At 70.7% G+C, this 21552-nt stretch carries 15 protein-coding genes and 1 pseudogene; 8 read left to right on the top strand and 8 right to left on the bottom strand.

Features of this window, described 5'->3' with window-relative positions:
• Window positions 1–109: 109 nt before the first annotated feature.
• Complete coding sequence (locus tag OG622_RS47950) at window positions 110–1078, bottom strand: alpha/beta hydrolase (protein ID WP_371583586.1); 969 nt, start codon at window positions 1076–1078, stop codon at window positions 110–112.
• A gap of 498 nt (window positions 1079–1576) precedes the next feature.
• On the bottom strand, window positions 1577–2584 hold the full coding sequence (locus OG622_RS47945; RefSeq protein WP_371583584.1) for a LacI family DNA-binding transcriptional regulator: 1008 nt from the start codon (window positions 2582–2584) through the stop codon (window positions 1577–1579).
• Between the two features lie 214 nt (window positions 2585–2798).
• Here OG622_RS47945 and OG622_RS47940 point away from each other — a divergent pair, with 214 nt between their 5' ends.
• The 3 genes from OG622_RS47940 to OG622_RS47930 are packed head-to-tail and all read left to right on the top strand — an operon-like array spanning window position 2799 to window position 7569.
• Window positions 2799–4157: an MFS transporter gene (locus OG622_RS47940; RefSeq protein WP_371583582.1), complete on the top strand. Its 1359-nt coding sequence runs from the start codon at window positions 2799–2801 to the stop codon at window positions 4155–4157.
• Window positions 4154–4930 (top strand): alpha/beta hydrolase, encoded by a 777-nt coding sequence (locus OG622_RS47935; protein ID WP_371583580.1) that lies wholly within the window; start codon window positions 4154–4156, stop codon window positions 4928–4930. The genes OG622_RS47940 and OG622_RS47935 overlap by 4 nt, the downstream gene beginning before the upstream one ends.
• The gene (locus tag OG622_RS47930) at window positions 4927–7569 is read left to right on the top strand and encodes a family 78 glycoside hydrolase catalytic domain (RefSeq protein WP_371583578.1); all 2643 of its coding nucleotides are present in this window, start codon (window positions 4927–4929) and stop codon (window positions 7567–7569) included. The genes OG622_RS47935 and OG622_RS47930 overlap by 4 nt, the downstream gene beginning before the upstream one ends.
• A 123-nt stretch (window positions 7570–7692) precedes the next feature.
• On the opposite strand, the gene OG622_RS47925 is transcribed toward OG622_RS47930, so the two are convergent.
• Both OG622_RS47925 and OG622_RS47920 read right to left on the bottom strand, forming a co-directional pair.
• Window positions 7693–8613, bottom strand: a complete 921-nt coding sequence (locus OG622_RS47925) for an alpha/beta hydrolase fold domain-containing protein (RefSeq protein ID WP_371583576.1) — start codon at window positions 8611–8613, stop codon at window positions 7693–7695.
• Between the two features lie 153 nt (window positions 8614–8766).
• A complete protein-coding gene (locus tag OG622_RS47920; protein WP_371583574.1) occupies window positions 8767–9771 on the bottom strand; it encodes a LacI family DNA-binding transcriptional regulator in 1005 nt (334 codons plus the stop codon).
• Window positions 9772–10149: 378 nt separating this feature from the next.
• Between OG622_RS47920 and OG622_RS47915 the strand changes: the two genes are divergently transcribed.
• From OG622_RS47915 to OG622_RS47900, 4 genes are read left to right on the top strand one after another with little or no spacing between them, the layout of a single operon-like run.
• Window positions 10150–11712, top strand: coding sequence for an ABC transporter substrate-binding protein (locus tag OG622_RS47915; protein WP_371583572.1), 1563 nt, complete (start codon window positions 10150–10152; stop codon window positions 11710–11712).
• A 9-nt stretch (window positions 11713–11721) separates the two neighbouring features.
• Window positions 11722–12663 carry an ABC transporter permease gene (locus OG622_RS47910; protein WP_371583570.1) on the top strand — a complete coding sequence of 314 codons (942 nt, stop codon included), beginning with the start codon at window positions 11722–11724 and terminating at the stop codon, window positions 12661–12663.
• A complete protein-coding gene (locus OG622_RS47905) occupies window positions 12660–14420 on the top strand; it encodes a dipeptide/oligopeptide/nickel ABC transporter permease/ATP-binding protein (protein WP_371583568.1) in 1761 nt (586 codons plus the stop codon). The genes OG622_RS47910 and OG622_RS47905 overlap by 4 nt, the downstream gene beginning before the upstream one ends.
• Complete coding sequence (locus tag OG622_RS47900) at window positions 14417–15253, top strand: ABC transporter ATP-binding protein (protein WP_371583566.1); 837 nt, start codon at window positions 14417–14419, stop codon at window positions 15251–15253. Before OG622_RS47905 ends, OG622_RS47900 begins: the two co-directional genes overlap by 4 nt.
• Window positions 15254–15276: 23 nt before the next feature.
• Here OG622_RS47900 and OG622_RS47895 read toward each other — a convergent pair whose 3' ends face one another.
• Together OG622_RS47895 and OG622_RS47890 are read right to left on the bottom strand one after the other, a co-directional pair.
• The gene (locus tag OG622_RS47895) at window positions 15277–16797 is read right to left on the bottom strand and encodes a glycoside hydrolase family 43 protein (protein ID WP_371583564.1); all 1521 of its coding nucleotides are present in this window, start codon (window positions 16795–16797) and stop codon (window positions 15277–15279) included.
• Between the two features lie 110 nt (window positions 16798–16907).
• Entirely contained in the window at window positions 16908–17993 is a 1086-nt protein-coding gene (locus OG622_RS47890) for a LacI family DNA-binding transcriptional regulator (protein ID WP_371583562.1), read from the bottom strand.
• 157 nt (window positions 17994–18150) lie between these two features.
• On the opposite strand from OG622_RS47890, the gene OG622_RS47885 reads away from it, so the two are divergent.
• A complete protein-coding gene (locus tag OG622_RS47885; protein ID WP_371583560.1) occupies window positions 18151–19893 on the top strand; it encodes a cellulase family glycosylhydrolase in 1743 nt (580 codons plus the stop codon).
• A gap of 126 nt (window positions 19894–20019) precedes the next feature.
• On the opposite strand, the gene OG622_RS47880 is transcribed toward OG622_RS47885, so the two are convergent.
• Together OG622_RS47880 and OG622_RS47875 are read right to left on the bottom strand one after the other, a co-directional pair.
• Window positions 20020–20760: a FadR/GntR family transcriptional regulator gene (locus tag OG622_RS47880; protein ID WP_371583558.1), complete on the bottom strand. Its 741-nt coding sequence runs from the start codon at window positions 20758–20760 to the stop codon at window positions 20020–20022.
• A 66-nt stretch (window positions 20761–20826) separates the two neighbouring features.
• Window positions 20827–21386, bottom strand: a pseudogene (locus OG622_RS47875) (SDR family NAD(P)-dependent oxidoreductase).
• Window positions 21387–21552 lie beyond the last annotated feature (166 nt).

Raw genomic sequence — 21552 nt, 5'->3', positions numbered from 1 at the left:
CTGGAGCGGCGGAACCGCATCGGCCGCGCCGCGTCTGCCGTATCGGCCCGCCCCGTGCAGCGACGACTGCGCGGGGTGGGCCGCCGGCGCGGAGCGCGGCCCTCTCCCGTCATTCTCCCAGCAGTCGCCGGAGCCACCGCAGACGCGCCTCGCGGGCGTCGACCGAGAGGGCTGCCTGGGGCACGAGGCCGTCGAAGCCATGGAAGCCGCCCGGCCACACATGCAGTTCGGCGCTGCCCCCGGCCTGCCAGATCCTGGTGGCGTACGTGACGTCCTCGTCCCGGAAGGTCTCCGCGGAGCCGACGTCGATGAAGGCCGGAGGCAGACCGGAGAGGTCGGTCGCGCGGGCCGGGGCGGCGTAGGGCTCGACGTCGTCGGTGCCGCGCGCCTCGCCCAACAGCGCTTTCCAGCCCGTTTCGTTGGCGGTGCGGTCCCATACGCCGAGTCCTGCCATCTGGCGGGCGGACGCGGTGTCGTTGCGGTCGTCGAGCATCGGGCACATCAGCAACTGGCCGAGGGGGCGAGGGCCCCGGCGGTCTCGTGCGAGGAGGGCCAGGGCCGCGGCGAGTCCACCGCCCGCGCTTCCTCCGGCCAGGACGACGCGGTCCGGATCGCCGCCGATCTCCTCGGCGTGCGCGGCCGTCCACAGAAGGCCCGCGTAGCAGTCCTCGACCGGTGCCGGGTGCGGATGCTCGGGAGCGAGCCGGTACTCCACCGACACCACGACCAGACCCAGTTCCTCGGCCCAGTCCAGGGGCAGGCCCAGTCGGTTGGTGCCCACGATCATGCCGCCGGGGTGAGTGAAGTAGACGATCGGGCGTGGACCCGGCACGGAGGTGGGCCGACAGATCAGCAGCGAGACGTCCGGCGCGCCCGGCGGGCCGGGCACCGACCGCTCCTGTATGTCGAAGAGCCCGCCACAGTTCAGTTCGCCGTTCGACAGGAGGGGGACCTCGCCATTGAGCCGCTCTCTCGCCGCGGGGATGTCGTCCGGGGTCGCGGTGGTCGGCGCCTGGTCGCCCAGTTCGGCGAGAACGGCGGCCAGCTCCGGGTCGAACGGCGGAGGGGGCATGGTCATCTGGACCTCCTGAAGGTTGATCGTCGACGTCGTCGCGGCCCGTCGGGACAGCCGTCGCGCCGGGGCGGAGCCGTGCCCCGGGGATGTCCGCCCGCCGAGCGCAGGGGTGCCTGCGAGGAAGAGCGGACGGGCGTCGAGGCGAACGGGGCCGGGGCCCTGGCGTACGCGGTCGTACGGCCCGGGCTCGTGCGCTTGTTGCTGGTGGGCCGTGCGGGGCCGTACGTCTCCAGCGGAACAGCGGGCCGCGGCCTCGTGGTTCGTCCGGGTGCCGCGGGACGCCTCGCACCGAAGGAGACGGGCGGAACCGTAACCGGACGCCCCGCTCGCCGTCCAGCCTCCTCACGGAGCGCGACCGTTCCCGGAGCCGGCGAGCGCTGCCTTTCGCGTCGTGCGGCTGCCGTACGGCGGTGGGTCGTCGGAAGGGGCGCGCCCGGACCCGGCGGTGGTTCGGGTCCGTCGCGGCCTCGGCCGCCGTCGGCCGGCCGACCGCGCATCCGGTCAGGCCGAGTCCCGCACCTCGACCCGCAGCGGGTCCTCGACGGGGTCGGCCGGAGCCTCCTTCCGGTCGAGCGCGTCGACGACACGGCGGGCCAGCCCGCGGGCGAGGGTGTCGGTGTCGCGGACGACCGTGGTCAGCGACGGTCGCAGCAGGGCCGAGCTGGGGATGTCGTCGACGCCGATCACGGCGAGGTCGTGCGGGGCGCGCAGCCCGAGGGACTGCAGGGCCAGCAGCACGGCCATGGCGATGTCGTCGTTGAACGCGCAGATGCCCGTCACCGGAGGGTCGGCCGCGAGCCATGTCTTCACCGCCTCCATGGCGCCGTTCAGCTCCAGCGGGACGGTGCGGACGTGGGGCTCGGGAAGTCCGCGTTCGGCGCAGACGTTGCGGACACCCTCCAGCCGCGGCCGGGCCAGGACGTCGAGTCGTGGCAGGTCCGGGTAGGCGTAGCCGAGCCGATGGTGCGAGCCGGCGAGATGGCGGGCCTGCAGCGCGCCGATCGGTTCCTCGGACACCAGCCGGGATCGGACGTCTCCCGACGCCGAGCCGTGCATCGTCATGACGACCTCGATGCCCACCGCGCGCATGGCCTCGGCCTCGGTCTCGGGGAACTCGTTGAGGGCCAGGACCGCGGCGGGTGTCAGGGCCCGCCAGATCTCCCGCAGGGGCCGGGCGGGCTGCGCCGACGAGTGCACGAGGAAGGTGAACTCGTGTTCGGCGAAGGCGTTGGTCAGCTGCTGGATGAGGCGTCCGAGCACATGCTGGATCGGCCAGTCCGGCAGCACGCCGAGCACGATGTCCGAACGCCCCGTCCGCAGGGTGCGCGCGGCGGCCGAGGGCGCGTAGCCGAGCCGGGCGGCGGCCTCCCGCACCCGGCGACGCGTCGCGTCGGCGATCTTCTGGTGCGGGGTGTCGTTGAGGACGTAGCTGACCGTCGCCCGCGAGACTCCGGCCTCCCGTGCGACGTCCCCGCTGGTCGCCCGTCTGCCTCTGGACGTCCCGTCCATGCATCCCCACCCTCTGACAGCTCCGACAGACCTCTTGCCAAACCCCGCGATTGCGGGCTAGCTTACCCGCTCAGTCAACCTACACGTTTAAGTGGCGCGTTTAAGTAACGCTCAGTAGCCGTATTCGCCGACCAGCTCCGGCAACTCTCCCCGGCGCCACGCTCAGGTCCCCGCCGTCCCCGTCCCCGTCCCCGGTACTCAACGAAGAGGCCCCATGCCTGGCCCGAAAAGCTCCGCGAGCAACCCCTGGAAGACCGCGACACTCGCCGGCATGGCCTCCTACCTGGACGCCGCCGCCCTGGTGACGTCGGGCATCGCCATCGGCGGCTACTACGCCGCACCGCTCCAGCTCGGTCCCGAGACCATCGGCTCCCTGCTGGGACTGCAGACGCTCGCGTTCGCCGTCGGCGCGCTCTTCGGGGGCCGGCTGGGCGACCGCTTCGGCCGCCGGGCGATCTTCACCTTCTCGCTCGTCCTGTACGCGGCAGGCGTCCTGCTGCTCCTCCTGGCCGCAACCCCCGTCCTGCTGTACGCAGGTGTCGTGATCACCGGCCTGGCCATCGGCGCGGACCTCCCCGTGTCGCTCGCGCTCGTCAACGAGGAGGCACCGCCCGGCAGGAAGGGCACCATGGTGGTGTTCTCCGGCATGCTCTGGCTCGCCGGCATCGTGGCCGTGCTGCTGCTCAGCTCCTTCATGGGGGCGCAGGGCCTACTCGGCGGCCGGATCCTCTTCGCCCATCTGCTGGTCGTGGCCGTCGTCGTGCTGCTCCTGCGCCTCACCCTCAGCGAGTCGGCCGAGTGGGCCGCCGCACGCCGGGCCGCCGACGCCCACCCGAACGCGGCCGGCGAGACCATCGAGTTCGGCCGCGTCCGGGACCTCTTCCGGGCGCCGACCGTCCACGCCCTGCTCGCGACGGGCCTCTACTACGCCACCTGGAACCTCGGCGCGAACACCCTCGGTCAGTTCGGCACCTTCCTGTGGACCGCTCTGGCGGAGGGGGAGGTCGCGGAGTACTCACAACTGACCCTTCTCGGCCTTCCGGTGGGCTTCGTCGCCGGTCTGGTGTTCATGCGCGTGGTCGACCGGCCCGCCCGGCATACCTGGTTCGCCACGGGCACCGCCCTGATCGTCATCGCCTGGGCACTGCCCGCACTGCTCGGACCCGGCAGGTTCACCCTGGTCGCCGTCATGCTCGTCTCCGGTCTCGGCAACTCCTTCGCGGGCGAGTCCATCTACAAGATCTGGTCCCAGGAACTCTTCCCGACCCTGCTGCGGGCCACCGCGACCGGCGTGACCATGGCCTTCACCCGGGCCCTCGCCGGTCTGGCCGCACTGGGCACGCCCGCCTTCGCCCTGGGCCACACCGGACTGTTCTTCGGCCTCCTCCTCGGCGCCACGGTGCTCTCCGCGGTCATCGGCCTCGCCTGGGTGCCGCGCCTGCCCAAGGCCCTCCAGCCCGAGCCCGCCGACGCTCCCCGACCCGAGGCGCCCGCCGACGCTCCGCATCCCGAGGCGCCCGCCGACCTGAGCGGCGCTCCCGCCACCGTCACGACCGAAAAGGCTGTGCCTTGATCCGCCACCACGACTTCCGTCACCACGATCTGACGCTGCGCTCGACGCTGCACATCCCCGAAGGACCGGCGGACACCCGCCATCCGACCGTGGTGTTCGTCCACGGCTTCACCGCCAACCGCCTCGAACTGCCGAACTTCGTAGCCATGTCCCGGCTGTTGGCGGCCAACGGCATCGCCTCGGTCCGCTTCGACCTCTCGGGCCACGGGGAGAGCGACGGCGACTTCTTCGACGTGACCATCACGGGCGAGATCGCCGAGACCCGCGCGATCCTGCGGGCGGTCCGGATCCTCGACTTCGTCGACCCCGACCGCATCGGCCTGGTCGGCATGAGCATGGGCGGTGTGGTCGCCGGGATCACGGCCGCCGAGGAGACCGGCATCGGCGCGCTGTGCCTGTGGTCCCCGGCGGCGGTCGCCCCGTTCGAGGCCGCCAAGGGACATCTCAAGGGCCGGAGCGTCACCCCGGAGATCGAGGAGAAGGGCTACTTCGACGCCGACGGCCACCGGGTGAGCCCGGCCATGGTCAAGGACATCGCCGGCCTCGATGTCTACCGGCGGTCCGGCGCGTACACCGGACCCGTCCACATCCTCCACGGCGACAACGACGGCATCGCACCCCTGGAGTACGTACGCCGCTACCTGGACCACTACGACGGGAACGCGGAACTCGAGATCGTCGAAGGCGCGGACCACGCCTGGGGGAGCGTCCCCCACCGCGGCAGGCTGCACGGGTCCACGCTGCGATTCCTCCGGAGGCACCTCCAGCGATGAGTACATCGAGCCCCACGGCACACCACACGACGGACGCCGCGACCACGGTCACCGGCCTGCGCACCCCGGACGACTCCGGCCTCGTCGCCACCCCGCACCCCATGCCGCGCCTTTCGTGGTCGCTGACCGGCGCACGGCCGGACATCCTGCAACACGCCTACGAGATCCAGGTGTCGGCCGACCCGTCCTTCAGCGACACCACGTCCAGCGGTGAGGTCGAGTCCGACACGGTGACCGACCACCCGTGGCCTGCGCAACCCCTGAACAGTCGCGAGACCCGGTACTGGCGGGTCCGTGTCCGCACCGATCTCGGGTGGACACGGTGGAGCGACTCCGCCCGTGTGGAGGCCGCGCTGCTCGACGACGTGGACTGGGCGGCTCGCCCCGTCCATCTGCCCAGTGACCGGGGCCGTTCCTCCCCCGGCCCCGTGCCGTTGCTCCGCCGGGAGTTCCACCTCCCGGCGGAGCCGGTGTCCGCCCGCCTGTACGTCACCTCGCTCGGTGTGCACCGCACCACGGTCAACGGCCGTCCCGTCTCCGACGACCTGCTGGAACCGGGCTGGACCAGCTACCCCAACCGGCTGCTCTACGCCACCTACGACGTCACCGACCTGCTCCGCCCCGGCGCGAACGCCCTCTCCGCCGCGGTCGGCGACGGCTGGGTCCGCGGCCACCTCACCTGGCACAAGAACCGCGACGTCTACGGCGACACGACGGCACTGCTCGCCCAGCTCGAAGTCGACCTGGCCGACGGGACCAGGGTCACGGTCATCACCGACGGACGCTGGAAGGGCGGTTACGGCGACCTGCTGGCGGCGGACCTGTACGACGGCTGCGAACGCGACCTCCGCCACGAGCCCCGCGGCTGGCAACTGCCCCACTTCGTCGACCATGGCTGGGAACCCGTCGCCGTACTGCCCCTGCCCGGCGGCCTGGCACAACGGGCCCACCCGCCCGTGCGCGTCGTCCAGGTCATCCGGCCCGAACAGCGGACCCTCCCCGACGGCACGATCGCCGTCGACGCGGGCGAGAACGTGACCGGCTGGCTGAGGATCCGCGTCGACGGGCGGCAGGGAAGTACCGTCACCGTCCGGCACGCCGAGGTCCTCGACGGCGAAGGCCGCCTGCTGACGAGCATCCTGCGCGGCGCCCGCGCCACCGACCAGTACACCCTGGCCGACGGCCAGGCCGAGCTGACGCCGGAGTTCACCTTCCACGGCTTCCGGTACGCCGAGATCGGTACCTCGCCCGACGTGACCGTCGAGGCGATCGAGGTCGAGGTCGTGGCCAGCGATCTGCGCCGCATCGGCGGGTTCCACTGCTCCGACGACCGCGTGAACACCCTGTACGCCAACGTCGTACGCTCCCAGCGCGGCAACTTCCTCGCCGTGCCCACGGACTGCCCGCAGCGCGACGAGCGGCTCGGCTGGACCGGCGACATCATGGCCTTCGCCCCGACGGCGTGCGCCACGTTCGACAGCGGCTCCTTCCTCGACAGCTGGCTCACCGACCTCCGCATCGAGCAACGGTCCGACGGCGCGGTCCCGCTGGTGGTCCCCGACGTACCGCTCGGTGAACTCCCGCCCGCCGAGCTGCCGTTCGCCGGAGCCGCCGCGGGCTGGGGCGACGCCGCCACGGTCGTACCGGCCGCCCTCTACGAGGCCTACGGCCGGCCGGGCATGCTGGAACGCCACTACGCGGCGATGCGCGCGTGGGTCGGGTTCACCGTCGATCACCTGGACGAGGACGGCACCTGGAGCGGCAACGCGCAGCTCGGTGACTGGCTCGACCCCGCCGCGCCACCGGAGGACCCGGCGGCCGCCACCACCGACTCCGCCTATGTGGCCACCGCCTTCGTCGCGCACAGCGCCCGACTACTCGCCGACGCGGACCGTGCGCTGGGCCGCCCCGACGACGCCGCACGGTACGAGGCGCTGCACCGGCGTACCGCCGAGGCCGCCTGGCGCAAGTGGGGCGACCACGCCCGCACCACCCAGACGGGCTGCGCGCTCGCCCTGGAGTTCGGCATCGTGCCCACCACGGAGCGCGCCGACGTGGGCAAGGCCCTCGCGAGTCTGGTGCGCGCCAACGGCGGCCGTATCGCCACCGGCTTCCTGGGCACACCGTTCGTGCTGCCTGCCCTGAGCGGCACCGGCCACACGGCCGAGGCGTACGAGCTGTTGCTCAACCCCGAGTGTCCGGGCTGGCTCTACCAGGTCGCGCGCGGCGCCACCACCATGTGGGAACGGTGGGACGCCATCCGCCCCGACGGCACCATCGACGTCGAGAAGGCCGGCACGATGCTGTCGTTCAACCACTACGCCTACGGTGCGGTCGCCGCCTGGCTCTACCGGTCCGTGGCGGGTCTGCGACCCACCGCGCCCGGCTACCGCACCCTCGACATCGCCCCACGCCCCGGCTCCACGCTCACTTCCGCCGAGGCCTCGATCGACACTCCCTACGGCACCGCGTCCGTCGCCTGGTCGATCAGCGGCGACACCCTGACGGTGAAGGCCGTAGTGCCGCCCGGCACCACCGGACGGTTCAGCGCACCCGAGGGCTGGCGCTGCACGGAGACCGTCGACGAACTCGGATCCGGCAGCCACCTCATGTCCCTGCGTCAGGTCACCGGTTCCTGAACCTCACCCACCACCGGAGCCTGTCCGCATCGGCTCCTCCCGCCCGGTCCCGGAGACCGGGCCCACAGACGGCGGCCCGCTGCTCCCTGACACGCGGCGGGCCGCCTTCCCCTGGCCCTTGGGCTATCGCAGTGCGTCGGCGAAGAAGTCGAGTGACCGGTCGACCTCGGCGAGAGCCGGGGTCCGGTTGAGGTGACCGTGCGGCATACCGGCGGCCAGGCAGGTGCTGACCTCGACCTCGGACGCGGTCAACTGCCGCGCCAGGAGCTCGGCCGACGGCCGGAGGTCGTCGTACTCGGAGACCAGCAGGTGAACGGGCGGGAGACCGTGCAGCGGGGCCGCGCCCGGCAGTGCGTGGCGCGGGAGGTCGGTGAGCCGGCCGACATAGTTCTCCACCATGAACTCGACGTCCGCCGTGGTGAACCGCATCGTCGGCGGGAGGGCCGCCATCTCGGCTGCCGTCGAGCTGTCCAGGGCCGGGACGGGGAAGTGCGCGAACGGGTAGGCGAGCAGGAGGAGATCGGCCGGTCGCAGTGCCCCCTCCCGGTCCCGTAGGGCCGCGGCGAGAGCCAGCGCAGCGCCCGCGCTCGCCCCGCCGAGGGCCACGACATCGGCGTCGGCGGCCAGTTCGGTCCTCAGCCACCGCCACGCGGCGCACACGTCGTCGAGTGGAACCGGGTAGCGAACGCCGCCGGCCGCCAGCCGGTAGTCGACTGAGACCACCACCGCCCCCGCCCGCGCCGCCAGTTCGGCCGCGACGACGTGCGCCTCGGGCATGTCGAGGTCGCCGCCGAGGAAGCCGCCACCGTGCGCCCACAGGACGGCCGTGGAACCGGGGCGACGCGGAGTGTACGTCCGTATGGGCACAGGGCCGTGCGGGCCGGCCGTCTCGCGGTTCTCGACGACGACATCGGGTTGGGCCCATTCCGTCGGATCCCGCATGAACTCGCCGAACCGGGCCTGGGCGTCCGGGTCGGCGAGATCGGGGAACGTGAGGCCGGCGAGGAGGTGCAGTCTCTCCGCGAGATAGGGGTCGAGGGGCATGGTGACCGCCTTCCGTGACGTCTGGACAAGGGGCTGCGGACGTGCTCGCACGGCACGTCGAAACAGTGGTGGCCGCCGGCGGACGCGGCATGCCCGATCACCCGGATCGGCCGGGGCCCGCCGTGACGGCCCGGACCATGACGGCCGGGACCGTCACGCCGACTCGCGGACCTCCAGCCGGATGTGCGGCTCCACCGGGTTCCCCGGGGCCTGTGCGCCGTCGAGTGCGGCCCGCACCGAGTCCGCGTACAGCTCGGCGATGCCGGGGAGGTCCTGGACGACGCTGGTCAGCGGTGGCCAGGACACCGCCGCGGCAGGGGTGTTGTCGACGCCGACGACCGCCATGTCCCGAGGGGCTTCGAGGCCGAGGTGGCGCAGACCGGCCAGCACGCTCATGGCCACGTCGTCGTTGAACGCGCAGATACCGGTCACCTGGGGATCGGCGGCGAGCCAGGACCGTACCGTGTCGGTGGCGGCACCCGGGGTCAGCGGGACGGTCCGGACGTCGGGAGCGGGCAGTCCCAGCTCTGCGCAGACCCTGCGGACACCGTCCAGGCGCGGCCGGGCGAAGACGGCGACCCGCTCGTCGTCGGGGTACGCGTATCCCAGCCGACGGTGGGAGGCGGCGGCCAGGTGGCGGGCCTGGGCGGCACCGATCGCGTTCGCGTTGGTGATGCCCTCATCCGACCCGAGCCCCTTGTCGTCGTACAGGGCGGCGATCACCTCGATGCCCGCAGCCCGCATCGCCGTCGCGTCGGAGTCGGTGTACGGCTCGAAGGACAGCACGGCGGCCGGTGTGAGGGCCTTCCAGATCTCACTCAGTGGGCGGGCGCCCCGGATGCCGGAGTGGACGACGAAGGTGAGATTCCGCTTCGCGAACGCAAGCGTCAGCTCCTGGATGAGCAGGCCGGTCGCGTAGCCGAGTGGCCAGTCGGGCAGCAGGCCGAGCACCACGTCGGAGCGGCCGTACCGGAGGGTCCGCGCCGCGGCCGACGGGGCGTAACCCAGCCGCTCGGCCGCTGCGAGAACCCGCTGCCGCGTGGCATCGGTGATCTTCTGATGTGCCGTGTTGTTGAGGACGAAGCTCACCGTCGCCCGCGACACACCGGCTTCTCGGGCCACATCCGCACTCGTCACTCTCCCGCTTCGCGGTGCCATCGACGACCACCTTCCACGAACCTCTTGCGCGACGCAGGAGACACGGTTAGTTTACGGACACCCACTTTAACGTGTTAGCGACACGTTAAAGCAACTGCAAGTAGCCATGATGCGAGGTTGTGCGATGGGATGCCCTGTCGACTCACCCGATCGCCGACATTGAAGCAGACGGTCTGCGGCACCCACGAGACGGAGTGATCCTCCGGGTACGTCGCAGTGGGCCCGGTTCATTCGCGCATCGGCATCGCCCCTCAATTCCGGCGGCCTCTCCCGCTGAACCCGCACCTGAACACCTGCACATCCGCCCACCGGGCAGTCCGCCCCGGTGGCGCCCTCGGCGACCTCCTTTGGGCCCGCCTTTTCCTTCGGAGACCCTCAATGAAGAGAAGAACCGCACTCCAGGCCTCGATCGGCGTGGTGGCCACGCTCACGCTCGCCGCCTGTGGTGGCGCACAGAGCGACAACGGGAACGGCGGCGACGTCGGCCCGGTCGACCTGACCATCGCCCTGTCCTCGGCGCCCAACAGCCTGGACCCCGCCCAGGTCGCCGTCGGGCCCTTCCTGAACTACATGGACCCCGCCTACGCGACCCTGCTGACCCGCAAGGCCGACGGCGCCCTCGGGGCCGGGCTGGCCGACAAGTGGGGCTACGTCGGCAAGAAGAACACCAAGTTCGAGCTCCACCTGCGCAAGGGCCTGAAGTTCGCCGACGGCACACCGGTCACCGCCGCCGACGTCGTCAACTCGTTCAAGTACTTCCAGAAGGGCAGCGGACCCACCGTCGCCTACTTCCGTCCCCTGACCTTCTCCACGCCGGACACTTCGACCGTGGTGGTCAGCAGCCCTACACCCAACCCCGACATGGGCACCCTGTTCACGCCCTCGTACATGGGCGGCGCCATCATCAGCCCGGCCGGGCTGAAGGCCCCGAAGAAGCTGGCCTCCGCGACCTTCGGCGCCGGACCGTACGTGTACAGCGCCCAGCAGTCCGTCTCCGGCGACCACTATGTCTACGTTCCGAACAAGAACTTCTGGGACAAGTCCGCCGTGCACTTCAAGAAGATCACCGTCCGGGTGATGCCGAACGTCAACTCACAGGTGCAGGCCCTGAAGTCCGGGCAGATCGACCTCATGTACGGCACTCCGGACGTGGCGCCGACCGTCAAGGGCGACAAGTCGCTCGCCACGCTCACGAAGCCCACCACCTGGGCGGGCCTGTTCCTCCTGGACCGTGAAGGCACCGTCGTCAAGGGGCTGGGCGACGAGCGTGTCCGGCAGGCACTGAACTTCGCCATCGATCGCTCCGCGATCACGAAGGCGGTCTACGGCGACTTCGGCACACCGGTCTCCCAGCCGGCGATGCCCGGTTACGACGGCTACAGCCCCGTCGCCGCGGACATGTACTCCTACGACCCGGCCAAGGCCAAGAAGCTGCTGAAGGCGGCGGGGTACGGCAAGGGCCTGACCATCCCGGTGAACTACGGGTCGTTCGACCCCTCGACGACCAAGATGCTCCAGGCCGTGCAGGCCCAGCTCGCCGAGGTGGGCGTCAAGCTGAAGCTGCGGGCCGCCACGAACTTCGGCGCGTGGATCAACGACCTGCTGTCGAAGAAGTACGCGGCCACCGTGCTGTCACCCGGCACGGGTGGCGAGCCCAACTTCTACGCACAACAGGCGGCCTTCACCAAGACGGGCATCATGAACCTCTTCGGCGTGAGCGACCCGGACTTCGATGCCGCCTACGCCCGGCTCGCCAAGTCGGACGCGAAGTCCGGCGGGGCGGCGGCGAAGGATCTCACCGATGTGATCGTGCAGAAGGCGCTCGCGCTGCCGGTGTCCGGTACCGACACGATCGCCATGTACAACAAGAAGTTGCATGGCGTGCAGTTCCCGGAGGGCGGCGCCCAGCTGACCTCGAACACCATATGGACCGTTCGCTAGCGAGGACCGATGCTCTCCATCATTCTCCGCAGGCTGGCGCTGTCCATCCCGCTCCTTGTGATCGTCTCTGCGATCACCTTCCTCCTGGAGTCGTTCGTGCCGGGAGATCCGGCACGAACGGTGCTCGGGATCAACGCGACGCAGGAGCAGTACGACGCCCTGAGGGCCGCGATGCATCTCGACCAGCCGGTCGTCGTGCAGTACTGGCTGTACCTCCGCGACATCCTGCGGGGTGACCTCGGCGACTCGCTCTTCACCGGCGAATCCGTGCTGGGGCTGATCGGGCAACGCCTGCCGGTCACCCTGGCGCTGGTGATCGGGGGAACCGTGCTCGCGAGCCTGGTCGGCGTCGTGCTCGGCGTCTTCAGCTCGACGCGCGGCCGGTTCACCCGCCGACTGTTCGACATCGTGTCCCTGCTGGGCAGCGCGGTGCCCAACTTCTGGATCGCACTGATGCTGGTCGCCGTGTTCGCCGTCAAGTTCGCCCTCTTCCCCGCCACCGGGTACACCCCGTTCGCCGAGTCGCCCGGGCAATGGGCCGCCGGCCTCGTCCTGCCGGTGGCCGCCCTCTCGATCGGCGGAGTCGCCTTCATCTCCAAGGTCACTCGCGACGCGATGCTGACCACCCTCAGCCTCGACCACATCAGAACGCTGCGGGCCTCCGGCATCCGGCCCTCGTCGATCGTCTGGAAGCACGCCCTGCGGGGCTGCGGACTGCCGGTGGTGACCACGATCGGCCTCATGATGATCACCTTCATCCCCGGCACGATCCTCGTCGAGAACGTCTTCACCCTGCCCGGTCTGGGCACCACGGTCGTGGACGCGACCAACCAGCACGATCTGCCGGTCGTGCAGGGCCTCACCATCACCTTCACGGTCATGGTCATCGTGGTGAACCTTCTCGTCGACATCCTCTACAGCCTCCTCAACCCGAAGGTACGTACGGAATGACCACTGTCGAGGCGCCTCCGAAGGCGCGATCGCGGGCGCGGATCAACCCGTTCGCCGGGATATGGCGCCGTCCCGTCGCCGCCGCATCGCTCGTGGTGGTCGTCGGGATCACCGTCGCGGTGGTCCTCGCCCCGCTCCTGGCACCGCACCCGCCGCTGGCGCAGGACCTGCTCCACACGCTGTCCGGTCCGTCGGCGGACCATCCGCTGGGCACCGACGTCCTCGGCCGCGACGTACTGAGCCGACTGCTCCACGGCGGACGGCCCACCCTGATCGGGGTGGGGGTGGCCGTAGTCGTCTACGCCGTCGTCGGCATGTCGCTGGGCGTGCTGGCCGGCTACCTGCGCGGCTGGACCGACCGGGTCATCGTCGCCGTGATGGACGTCATGCTCTCGGTCCCCGCGGTCATCATCACACTCGCCGTTCTCGCGATCTTCTACCAGAGCAACGTCGCCGCCATGCTCACGCTCGGCTTCTTCGCCTCCGCGGGCCTCGCCCGGATCATCCGCAGCTCATGCATCGCGCTGCGCGAGGAACTGTTCGTGGACGCCGCCAGGGTGTCCGGGCTCGGCCCGGCCCGGATCATGGCCCGACACATCCTCCCCCGGCTGACAGGGCAGTTGCTGGTCCCGATCTTCCTCTTCTCGGGCAACGCCCTCGCCATCCAGACCGGCCTCGGATTCCTCGGACTGGCCACTCCCGCGCCCGCCCCGAGCTGGGGCGGCATGGTCGGGGAGGCCGCGCAGATCATGCAGCAGGACCCTTATCTGCTGTTCGTCTCCGGTGGCGTGATCGGCCTCATGTCCCTCTCCTTCGGGTTGGTGGGCGATGGGCTGCGCGACCTCGAACAGGACCGGCGGCAGGCCACGGGCGGCCGGTCGCGACGGCCGGTTCCCGCAGCGGCCTCCCAGGACGCGGCCAAGCCGTCGGACACAACGCTGGACGGGGCGGTGCTCGCTGTACGCGACTACTCGATCGCCTTCGCCACCGCGCAAGGGCCACGCAACGTCGTCGACTCCATCAGCTTCTCGGTCCGCCCCGGTGAGGTCTTCGGTCTCGTGGGCGAATCCGGCAGCGGAAAGACGGTGACCGGCTTGTCCCTGCTCGGGCTCCTCCCGCCCAACGGGGCGGTCACGAGCGGCACGGCCTGGCTGGCCGGCACCCGCATCAGCGGTCTGCCGGAGCGGGAGCTGCAGCGCATCCGCGGCAGCGAGATCGCCCTGGTGTCGCAGGAGCCCATGGTGGCGCTCGACCCGTACTTCACCATCGGCTCCCAGCTGGCCGAGGTCATCCGGCGCATCGATGCCGGGCGGGGCGGCAAGGACGCCGTACGGCAGCGGATCCGCGAGCTGCTGACCAGCGTCCACCTGCGGGATCCGGACGACATCGCGCGCCGGCACCCGCACGAACTGTCCGGCGGCATGCTCCAGCGCGTCGTCATCGCCATGGCGCTGGCCGGGTCACCGAAGGTGCTGATCGCCGACGAACCCACCACGGCACTGGACGTCACCGTGCAGGCGGGAATCCTGGACCTGCTGCGGTCGCTGCGCGACGAGCACGGCATGGCGATCGTCCTGATCACCCACGACCTGGGAGTGGTGGCCGACATCTGCGACCGCGCGATCGTGATGGAACAGGGCCGGATCGTGGAGGAGGGCTCGGTCGAGGACATCTTCTACCGGCCCGAGCACCCGTACACGAAGAAGCTCATCGAGAGCACACCCAGCATCGCTCGTACGGAGGGCAGGATCGCGTGACCGGAACACCCGCACTCCAGATCGACGGCCTCGCGGTCCAATACCCGAGCCGTGGCTTCCGCAAGCCCTCTACCACCGTCATCGAGGACGTGTCGTTCGAGGTCGGTCACGCCGAGACGGTCGCCCTCGTGGGCGAGTCCGGCTCGGGAAAGACCACCATCGGCAGGGCGGTCCTGGGACTCACCCCGGTCAGCGGCGGACGCGTCCTGCTCGACGGGCGGGACATCACCCGTCTCACCGGCCGGGCCCGCCGACTGCTGTCCTCCGATCTCCAGGCGATCTTCCAGAACCCGTACGGGTCGCTCAATCCGGCGCTGCCGGTGGGACGGACGCTGGCCGAGCCCCTGCTCGCCGGTTCGGACCGCTCGCCCCGCGAGGTCCGCGACGACATCGGGGACCTGCTCCGCCGCGTCGGTCTTCCGGAGGACGCGGCCGACCGCTACCCGGCCCAGTTCAGCGGAGGCCAGCGCCAGCGCATCGCCATCGCCCGGGCGGTCGCCCGCAAGCCCAAGCTCATCATCTGCGACGAGCCGACCAGCGCCCTCGACGTCACCACCCAGGCCGCCGCGCTGAACCTTCTCTCCGAGCTCCAGGACACGCTCGGGTGCGCGTACCTGTTCATCACGCACGACCTCGCAGTCGTCAAGGAGTTCGCGGCCCGCACCCTGGTCCTGCAACACGGGCGCATCGTGGAGGAGGGAGGCAGCGTCGACGTGTGCGACCGGCCGCAGCACGAGTACACCCGGCGCTTGGTGGCGGCCGCCCCCGTCCCGGACCCTGACCTGCAACGGGTGCGCCGCCAGCAGCGGTTGGGGGTGGAGGCGAACGCGTGACAGCCGGTCCCTACCCGGTCGCTTCAGCCCTCCAGCGGTTCGTAGTCGAACCAGTCGAAGTGAACGGAGCCGGTGGAGGCGAACATGCCGAACACCCGGCCCGTGAAGCCGCCGGCGACCTCCGTGGACAGGTACCGGCCGTCCAGCGAGGCGAGTGCGACGAAGGTGCCGTCCGGCTCCTCGAAGCCGAGCGAGACGAGGTCGGGGCCGGTGCGCGCGTCGTTCACGGTTTTCACCGGGGCCGTCTCCACGCGGAGCACCACAGGCCCCGGGGGCGACGGCCGGGATGCCACCACGGTGTTCAACGGGCCGATGCGGGCAGCGACCTGTACCTGCCCGGAGGTCGCCTCGACGGAGTAGTGGTGGTTCTCGTCGAGGCGGACGGCCAGGCCGCCCCGCCCTTCCGCCGCGTCGACCAGGGTGCGTACCCGGCACGACGGATGCTGCTGCCTGCGTCCCACGAACGTCACGTCGGCGTCATCGAGCGATGCGCCCCGGGCACGCAGGGTCAGCCAGCCGGGCCGTTCCTTCGTGGAGCAGTCCTCTGCGGGGCGATGACGCAACGAGATCCAGTACGGCGCCAACTCGGTCACGTCGAAGCCGTCCCGGCGCTCCGGCGCGACGGCGGGTGGCTGGAGGGGCCAGGGCGGTGCTGGCATGACGGGCGACAGTTCGCCGACCACGGGCCAGCCGTCGATCCACTCGACCGGCGCCAGACAGGTCTCCCGGCCCAGTACGTGCCAGCCGGGGGTGCCGCCACCCGGCCGTACGCCCAGCAGCACCATCCACCACGAGCCGTCGGGGCCCTGCACCAGGTCGGCGTGGCCGGTGTTCTGGATGGGGTGGTCGGTGCCGCGGTGGGTCAGGATCGGGTTGGCCGGGCAGGGCTCGAACGGGCCCGTGGGCGCGCTGCCGCGGGCGATCGAGACCCCGTGGCCCCGCTCCGTGCCCCCTTCGGCGATGAGCAGGTACCAGTGGTCGCCGATCCGGTACAGGTGGGGCGCTTCGGGGGCCTTGGCGCCGGGCGCGCCGGACCACAGCTGGCGGCGCTCACCGAACGTCTCCCCGGTGTGGGGGTCGAGGCGGATCTGTCCGACTCCGGCGGTGGTGCACCAGCAGTTGCCGTCCTCGTCCCAGGCGATGTCCGGGTCGATGCCGTGCACCCCGGGCAGCAGGATCGGATCGGACCAAGGGCCGGCCGGGTCGGTGGCAGTGACCAGCAGATTGCCGTCGGCGCTGACGTTCGTGACGATCAGCCAGAACCGGCCGTCGTGGTGGCGCAGGGTGGGTGCGTAGATCCCCCCGGAGGAGGCTGTGTCCTGCGGCAGACGCAGTTGGCCCGGGCGGTCGAGCGCGTTGCCGATCTGGGTCCAGTGCACCAGGTCCCGGCTGTGGAGGATGGGGACGCCGGGGAAGTACTCGAAGCTGGAGCACGCGAGGTAGTAGTCGTCGCCCGCCCGGCAGACGGACGGGTCGGGGTAGAAGCCGGGGATCACCGGGTTACTGATGGTGCTTCCCTGCTCGGACACGCTCGTCACCCTCATCGGGTCCTTCCACTGTGAAGAAAGTTTCTCGTCCGACGACGGATAGTTTCCTCTCATCAGGCTAGCCAGGGGCCGTCCTGACGGTCAATGACCTCGTGAGTCAGCGTGAGTCAGCTCTTGGGAGGTGCTGTGCTGGCCCGGACCGTCAGGGTCGTCGCGATCTCCAACCCGGCCTGGGGTGCGGCCTCGCCCCGACCGAGCGTGAGCGCCAGCTCGGTCGCGGCCGCGGCCATCTCGGTGAGGGGCTGGTGAACGGTGGTCAGGGGCGGGTCGACCCAGGCCACGACCGGCAGGTCGTCGAAGCCGACGACACTCAGGTCGTCGGGGATACGCAGACCGGCCTCGCGTGCCGCCTGGTAGACGCCGAGCGCCTGCAGGTCGTTGGCGGCGAAGACCGCTGTCGGGCGCTCGGGCAGCGCCAGCAGCGAACACGCCGCCGCGTAGCCGTCCTCACTGGTGAGCGGTGCGTACACGACGAGTTCCGGCTCGACCGGCAGGTCGGCGGAGCGCATCGCGGAGCGGTATCCGTCCAGGCGGGCGCAGCAGTACAGCTGGTCCGGCGGGCCGCTGATCATGGCGATGCGACGGTGTCCGAGTTCGGTCAGGTGGCGGGTCGCGGCCCGGCCGCCCGACCAGTTGGTGGCGCCCACGAACGGGACGTCGTCCGGCAGTTCCGTGGCCGGGTCGACGACGACGAACGGGATGCCCTTCGCCTTCAGCTGCTCGCGCTCGGCCTCGGAGAGCTGGGCCACGGACAGGACGCAGTTGGGGCGCCGGGAGACGGTGTCGTCCCAGGTGAGCGGGTCCGCGTCGTGCAGCCCGAACTCGGACACCATGACGCCCACGCGGTGTTGGCGGGCCACCCGTTCGACGCCCCGGATGATCTCGACCGCCCACATGTGCTTGAGCTCGCGGAACACCAGTTCCACGACGTTGTTCCGGTGGGCACCCGTCGGCTTGCGGTAGCCGTACCTGTTGACCAGCTCCTCGACGCGTGCGCGCGTGTCGGCGGAAACGCCGGACTTGCCGTTGATCACCTTGGACACGGTGGGGACCGAGACCCCCGCCGACTCGGCGATGAACGCGATCGTGACCGGCCGGGACGTGTCGCCCTGCCCGTCGTTGCCGTCCACCGGCCCGTCAGCCGCGTAGTCCGCCAAGGTCGCCCGCCCGTCTTCTGGATCCGCCCGGCTCATTCTGGCACCTCGTACTGCCGCGCCTGTGGTCTCCGGCACCTCTCCATGTTAATTTCTCCGCCGCGAAGAGCGAAACTTTCCTTCTCTGAGTTGTATCTCTGTCGGCATCCCGGCCGACGCCACGTGTCGCACACCCCCCAACCCGAAGGTGCGCGTGATGACGAGAAGACTCGCAAGGCTTCTTCCGCGACGACACCGGTCGTCGCACCCCCCACGGAGACTGACGGCACTCGTTCTGGCGCTCATCCTGCTCCCGCTGCTGCCCGGCACCGCGCGGGCCGCCGATCCGCCCGTGCCCCCGGCCAGTTCCCCGGCCGCCCGCAGCGCGGTCGCGGCCATGCAGCCCGGATGGAATCTGGGCAACACCTACGACGCCATCCCGGACGAGACCTCCTGGGGCAACCCTCCGGTGACGCGGGCCCTCTTCCAGAAGGTCAAGTCGCAGGGGTTCAAGAGCATTCGCCTGCCCGTCACCTGGGGCATCCACCAGGGTTCCGCGCCCGGCCACACGATCGACCCGGCGTGGATGGCGAAGGTGCGCCAGGTCGTCGACCTGGCCCTGGACGAGGACCTGTACGTACTGCTCAACATGCACCACGACTCCTGGATGTGGGTCAACAACCTCTCCGCCGACCACGACGCCGTCCTCGCCCGCTACCGCGCCACCTGGACCCAGATAGCGGCGGAGTTCAGGGACAGGTCGCCCAGGCTGGTGCTGGAGAGCATCAACGAGCCCACGTTCGGCAACACGTCCGGTGACGACGAGAACTACCGGCTGCTGGCCGAACTCAACAAGGCCTTCCACCGGATCGTCCGCGAGTCCGGCGGCGGGAACGCGAACCGTCTGCTCGTGCTGCCCACGCTGTACACCAACGCCGACCAGGGCCGCCTCGACGCGCTGGCCACCGAGCTGGCGGACCTGCGCGATCCCATGGTGGCCACGACGGTCCATTTCTACGGGTGGTGGCCGTTCAGCGTGAACATCGCCGGGTACACCCGGTTCGACGCGACCTCGGAGCAGGACCTGACCGCCACCTTCGACCGCGCGTACAACGCCTTCACCGCACGCGGCATACCCGTCGTCATCGGCGAGTACGCCCTGCTGGCCTACGACCACAACCGCCCCGGCATCATCCAGCGGGGCGAGCAGCGCAAGTACTTCGAGTTCCTGGGCGACTACGCCCGTCGGCGCGACCTCACCACCATGCTGTGGGACGCCGGCCAGTTCCTGAACCGCAACACCCTGCAGTGGCGCGACCCGGAGCTGTTCGGCCAGATCAGGTCGAGCTGGACGACCCGTTCCGGGACCGCCTCCAGCGACCTGGTGTTCCTCCCGAAGTCGGGCGCTCTCACCGGCCAGGACCTCACGCTGAACCCGAACGGCACCGACTTCCAGGGACTGCGGCACGGCTCCCGCAACCTCGTGAAGGGCAGGGACTACACGGTCAGCGGCAACCGGCTCACACTGACGGCCACCGCGCTGACCGAGCTGGCCGGCGACCGGGCGTACGGGGTGAACGCGACGCTGGAGGCCAGGTTCTCCCGGGGTGTCCCGTGGCGGATCGATGTGATCACCTACGACAGACCCGTCCTGTCGAACGCCTCGGGCGGCACCAGCGGCCTGACCGTCCCCACCCAGTTCCGCGGCGACATGCTCGCGACCATGGAGGCCAGGTACGACGACGGGAGCAACGCGGGCCCGGCGAGCTGGACTTCCTTCCAGCAGTGGGACACCGCGTTCTCGGCGTACACCAACGACTCCGTCAAGCTGACCGCCGAGTTCTTCACCTCGCTGCGGGACAACTCCCGGGTGACGCTCACCTTCCACTTCTGGAGTGGCGCCAAGGCCACGTACTACGTCACCAAGTCGGGCAGTACCGTGACCGGTTCGCCCGCCTGAATCCCACCGCCGCGCGGTCGACCCACCTGGCCGCGCGGCCCCGAGGTCACCCCTCGCGTAGGGGCTCGGGTGCGCGCAGGAACAGCCGGCGCTGAGCCACCAGGAACGTCTGGAGCCCGGTGGCCTTCAAGGAACTTCCTTCGGCAGCGTGTCGGTCCCGGCGTCGCCCCGGTCCGCCCGTACGGCCGCCAGGTCGTCGGTCGCCTGCGCCAGGAGGGATTCGACGGCGGCCACCGCGGCGTCCGGGTCGCCCGCCGCCACCGCGTCCAGCAGTTCCCGGTGCACGGGGATGGAGTCGGAGAAGTGCCGGGCGCCGTGCACGATCCGGTCGCGGACGCGCAGACCGGCCTCGACGACGACCTCCATGCGGCTCAGCAGTTCATTGTGCGCAGCGTCCAGCAGGGCGCGGTGGAAGGCGAGGTCCGCCTCGACCATCGCGTCCGCGTCCGTCCCCGCCGCCGCCATCGCGTCGAGGGCCTGCCGCATCGCGTCCAGGTCGGAGGTGGTGCGGCGGGCGGCGGCGAGCCGTGCTCCGGCGGGCTCGACTATCGCGCGGACCTCGGCGAGGTCCTCCAGGAAGCCGTCGGTGGGAGCGCTGCTGCCCTGCCAGCGCAGCAGGTCGCTGTCGAGCAGGTTCCAGTCGGCCCGGGGCCGGATGGTCGTACCGCGTTTCTGCTTCGACTCGAGCAGGCCCTTGGACGCCAGCACGCGCATCGCCTCGCGCACCACGGTCTTGCTGACGCCGAGCTCCGACTCGAACTTGATCGGGTCCACCACGGAACCCGGGGGGTAGTCGCCGCGGATGATGCGCCGGCCCAGTTCCTCCACCGCTTGGCCGTGCAGCCCCCTACCGGGATGGGTCACCACGTTCTCCGTTTCCGTTCAGGTCCTGTTGCGGTGGAAGCACACGGCCCACCGCACGGTACGCGCCGCTCACGAGGACTCCTTCATGACGCTCCATCCTCCCTCGACCACGAGGCCGGCTCCGGTCACGTAGGAGGCGTCCGCCGATGCCAGGAAGGCTACGACGGCGGCGACCTCCTCGGGCCGGCCGAACCACTTCGCCACCGTCGCCGCCACACTGCGGGCGCGGTCGGGCTCCGGGGTGCCCTCCCACGCGGCGGTGAGGATGGGGCCGGGAAGGACCGCATTGGCCCGGATGTCCGGACCGTACTCGACGACGAGTTGCCGCCCCAGCGCGCACAGCGCGCCCTTCGCGGCGTAGGCGGCGTGGCCGGGCAGGCCGGCTTCAGCAGCACGGCCATCCGGCCGTCCCACTCGGCTTCGCTCAGTTCGTGGGTAGGCTTGTCGAGCTGGGTGTAGGCGTTGCTGTGGAGCACTTCAAGCCGGCCGTGACGCATCTCGACGTGGTGGGCCAGGTACTCCCAGTCGGCGGCCGAGGTCACATCGCAGCGGACGTACTCCGCGTGTCCTCCACCGGCCTCGATGTCCGCCGCGACCGCCTTGCCGGCTGTGTCGTCCACGTCCGCCATGCTGCGCCCCGACGCACCCGCCTTCGCCGACTACGCGCCGGACGAGCCCTGGCGTCCGGCCGCCGCCGGGATTCCGCGGGAACTCTTCTACGCGCACGACTGGGTGGACCCCGACCGGTGGGACCTGTGGCTCTACGAGAACTACGCCGCACACCGGCAGGCCATG

The sequence above is a fragment of the Streptomyces sp. NBC_01314 genome, assembly GCF_041435215.1.
In the GTDB taxonomy this organism is placed as follows: Bacteria; Actinomycetota; Actinomycetes; order Streptomycetales; family Streptomycetaceae; genus Streptomyces.
Note: the sequence above shows the minus strand (reverse complement) of the source record. Positions and strands in the feature narration are given on the sequence as shown.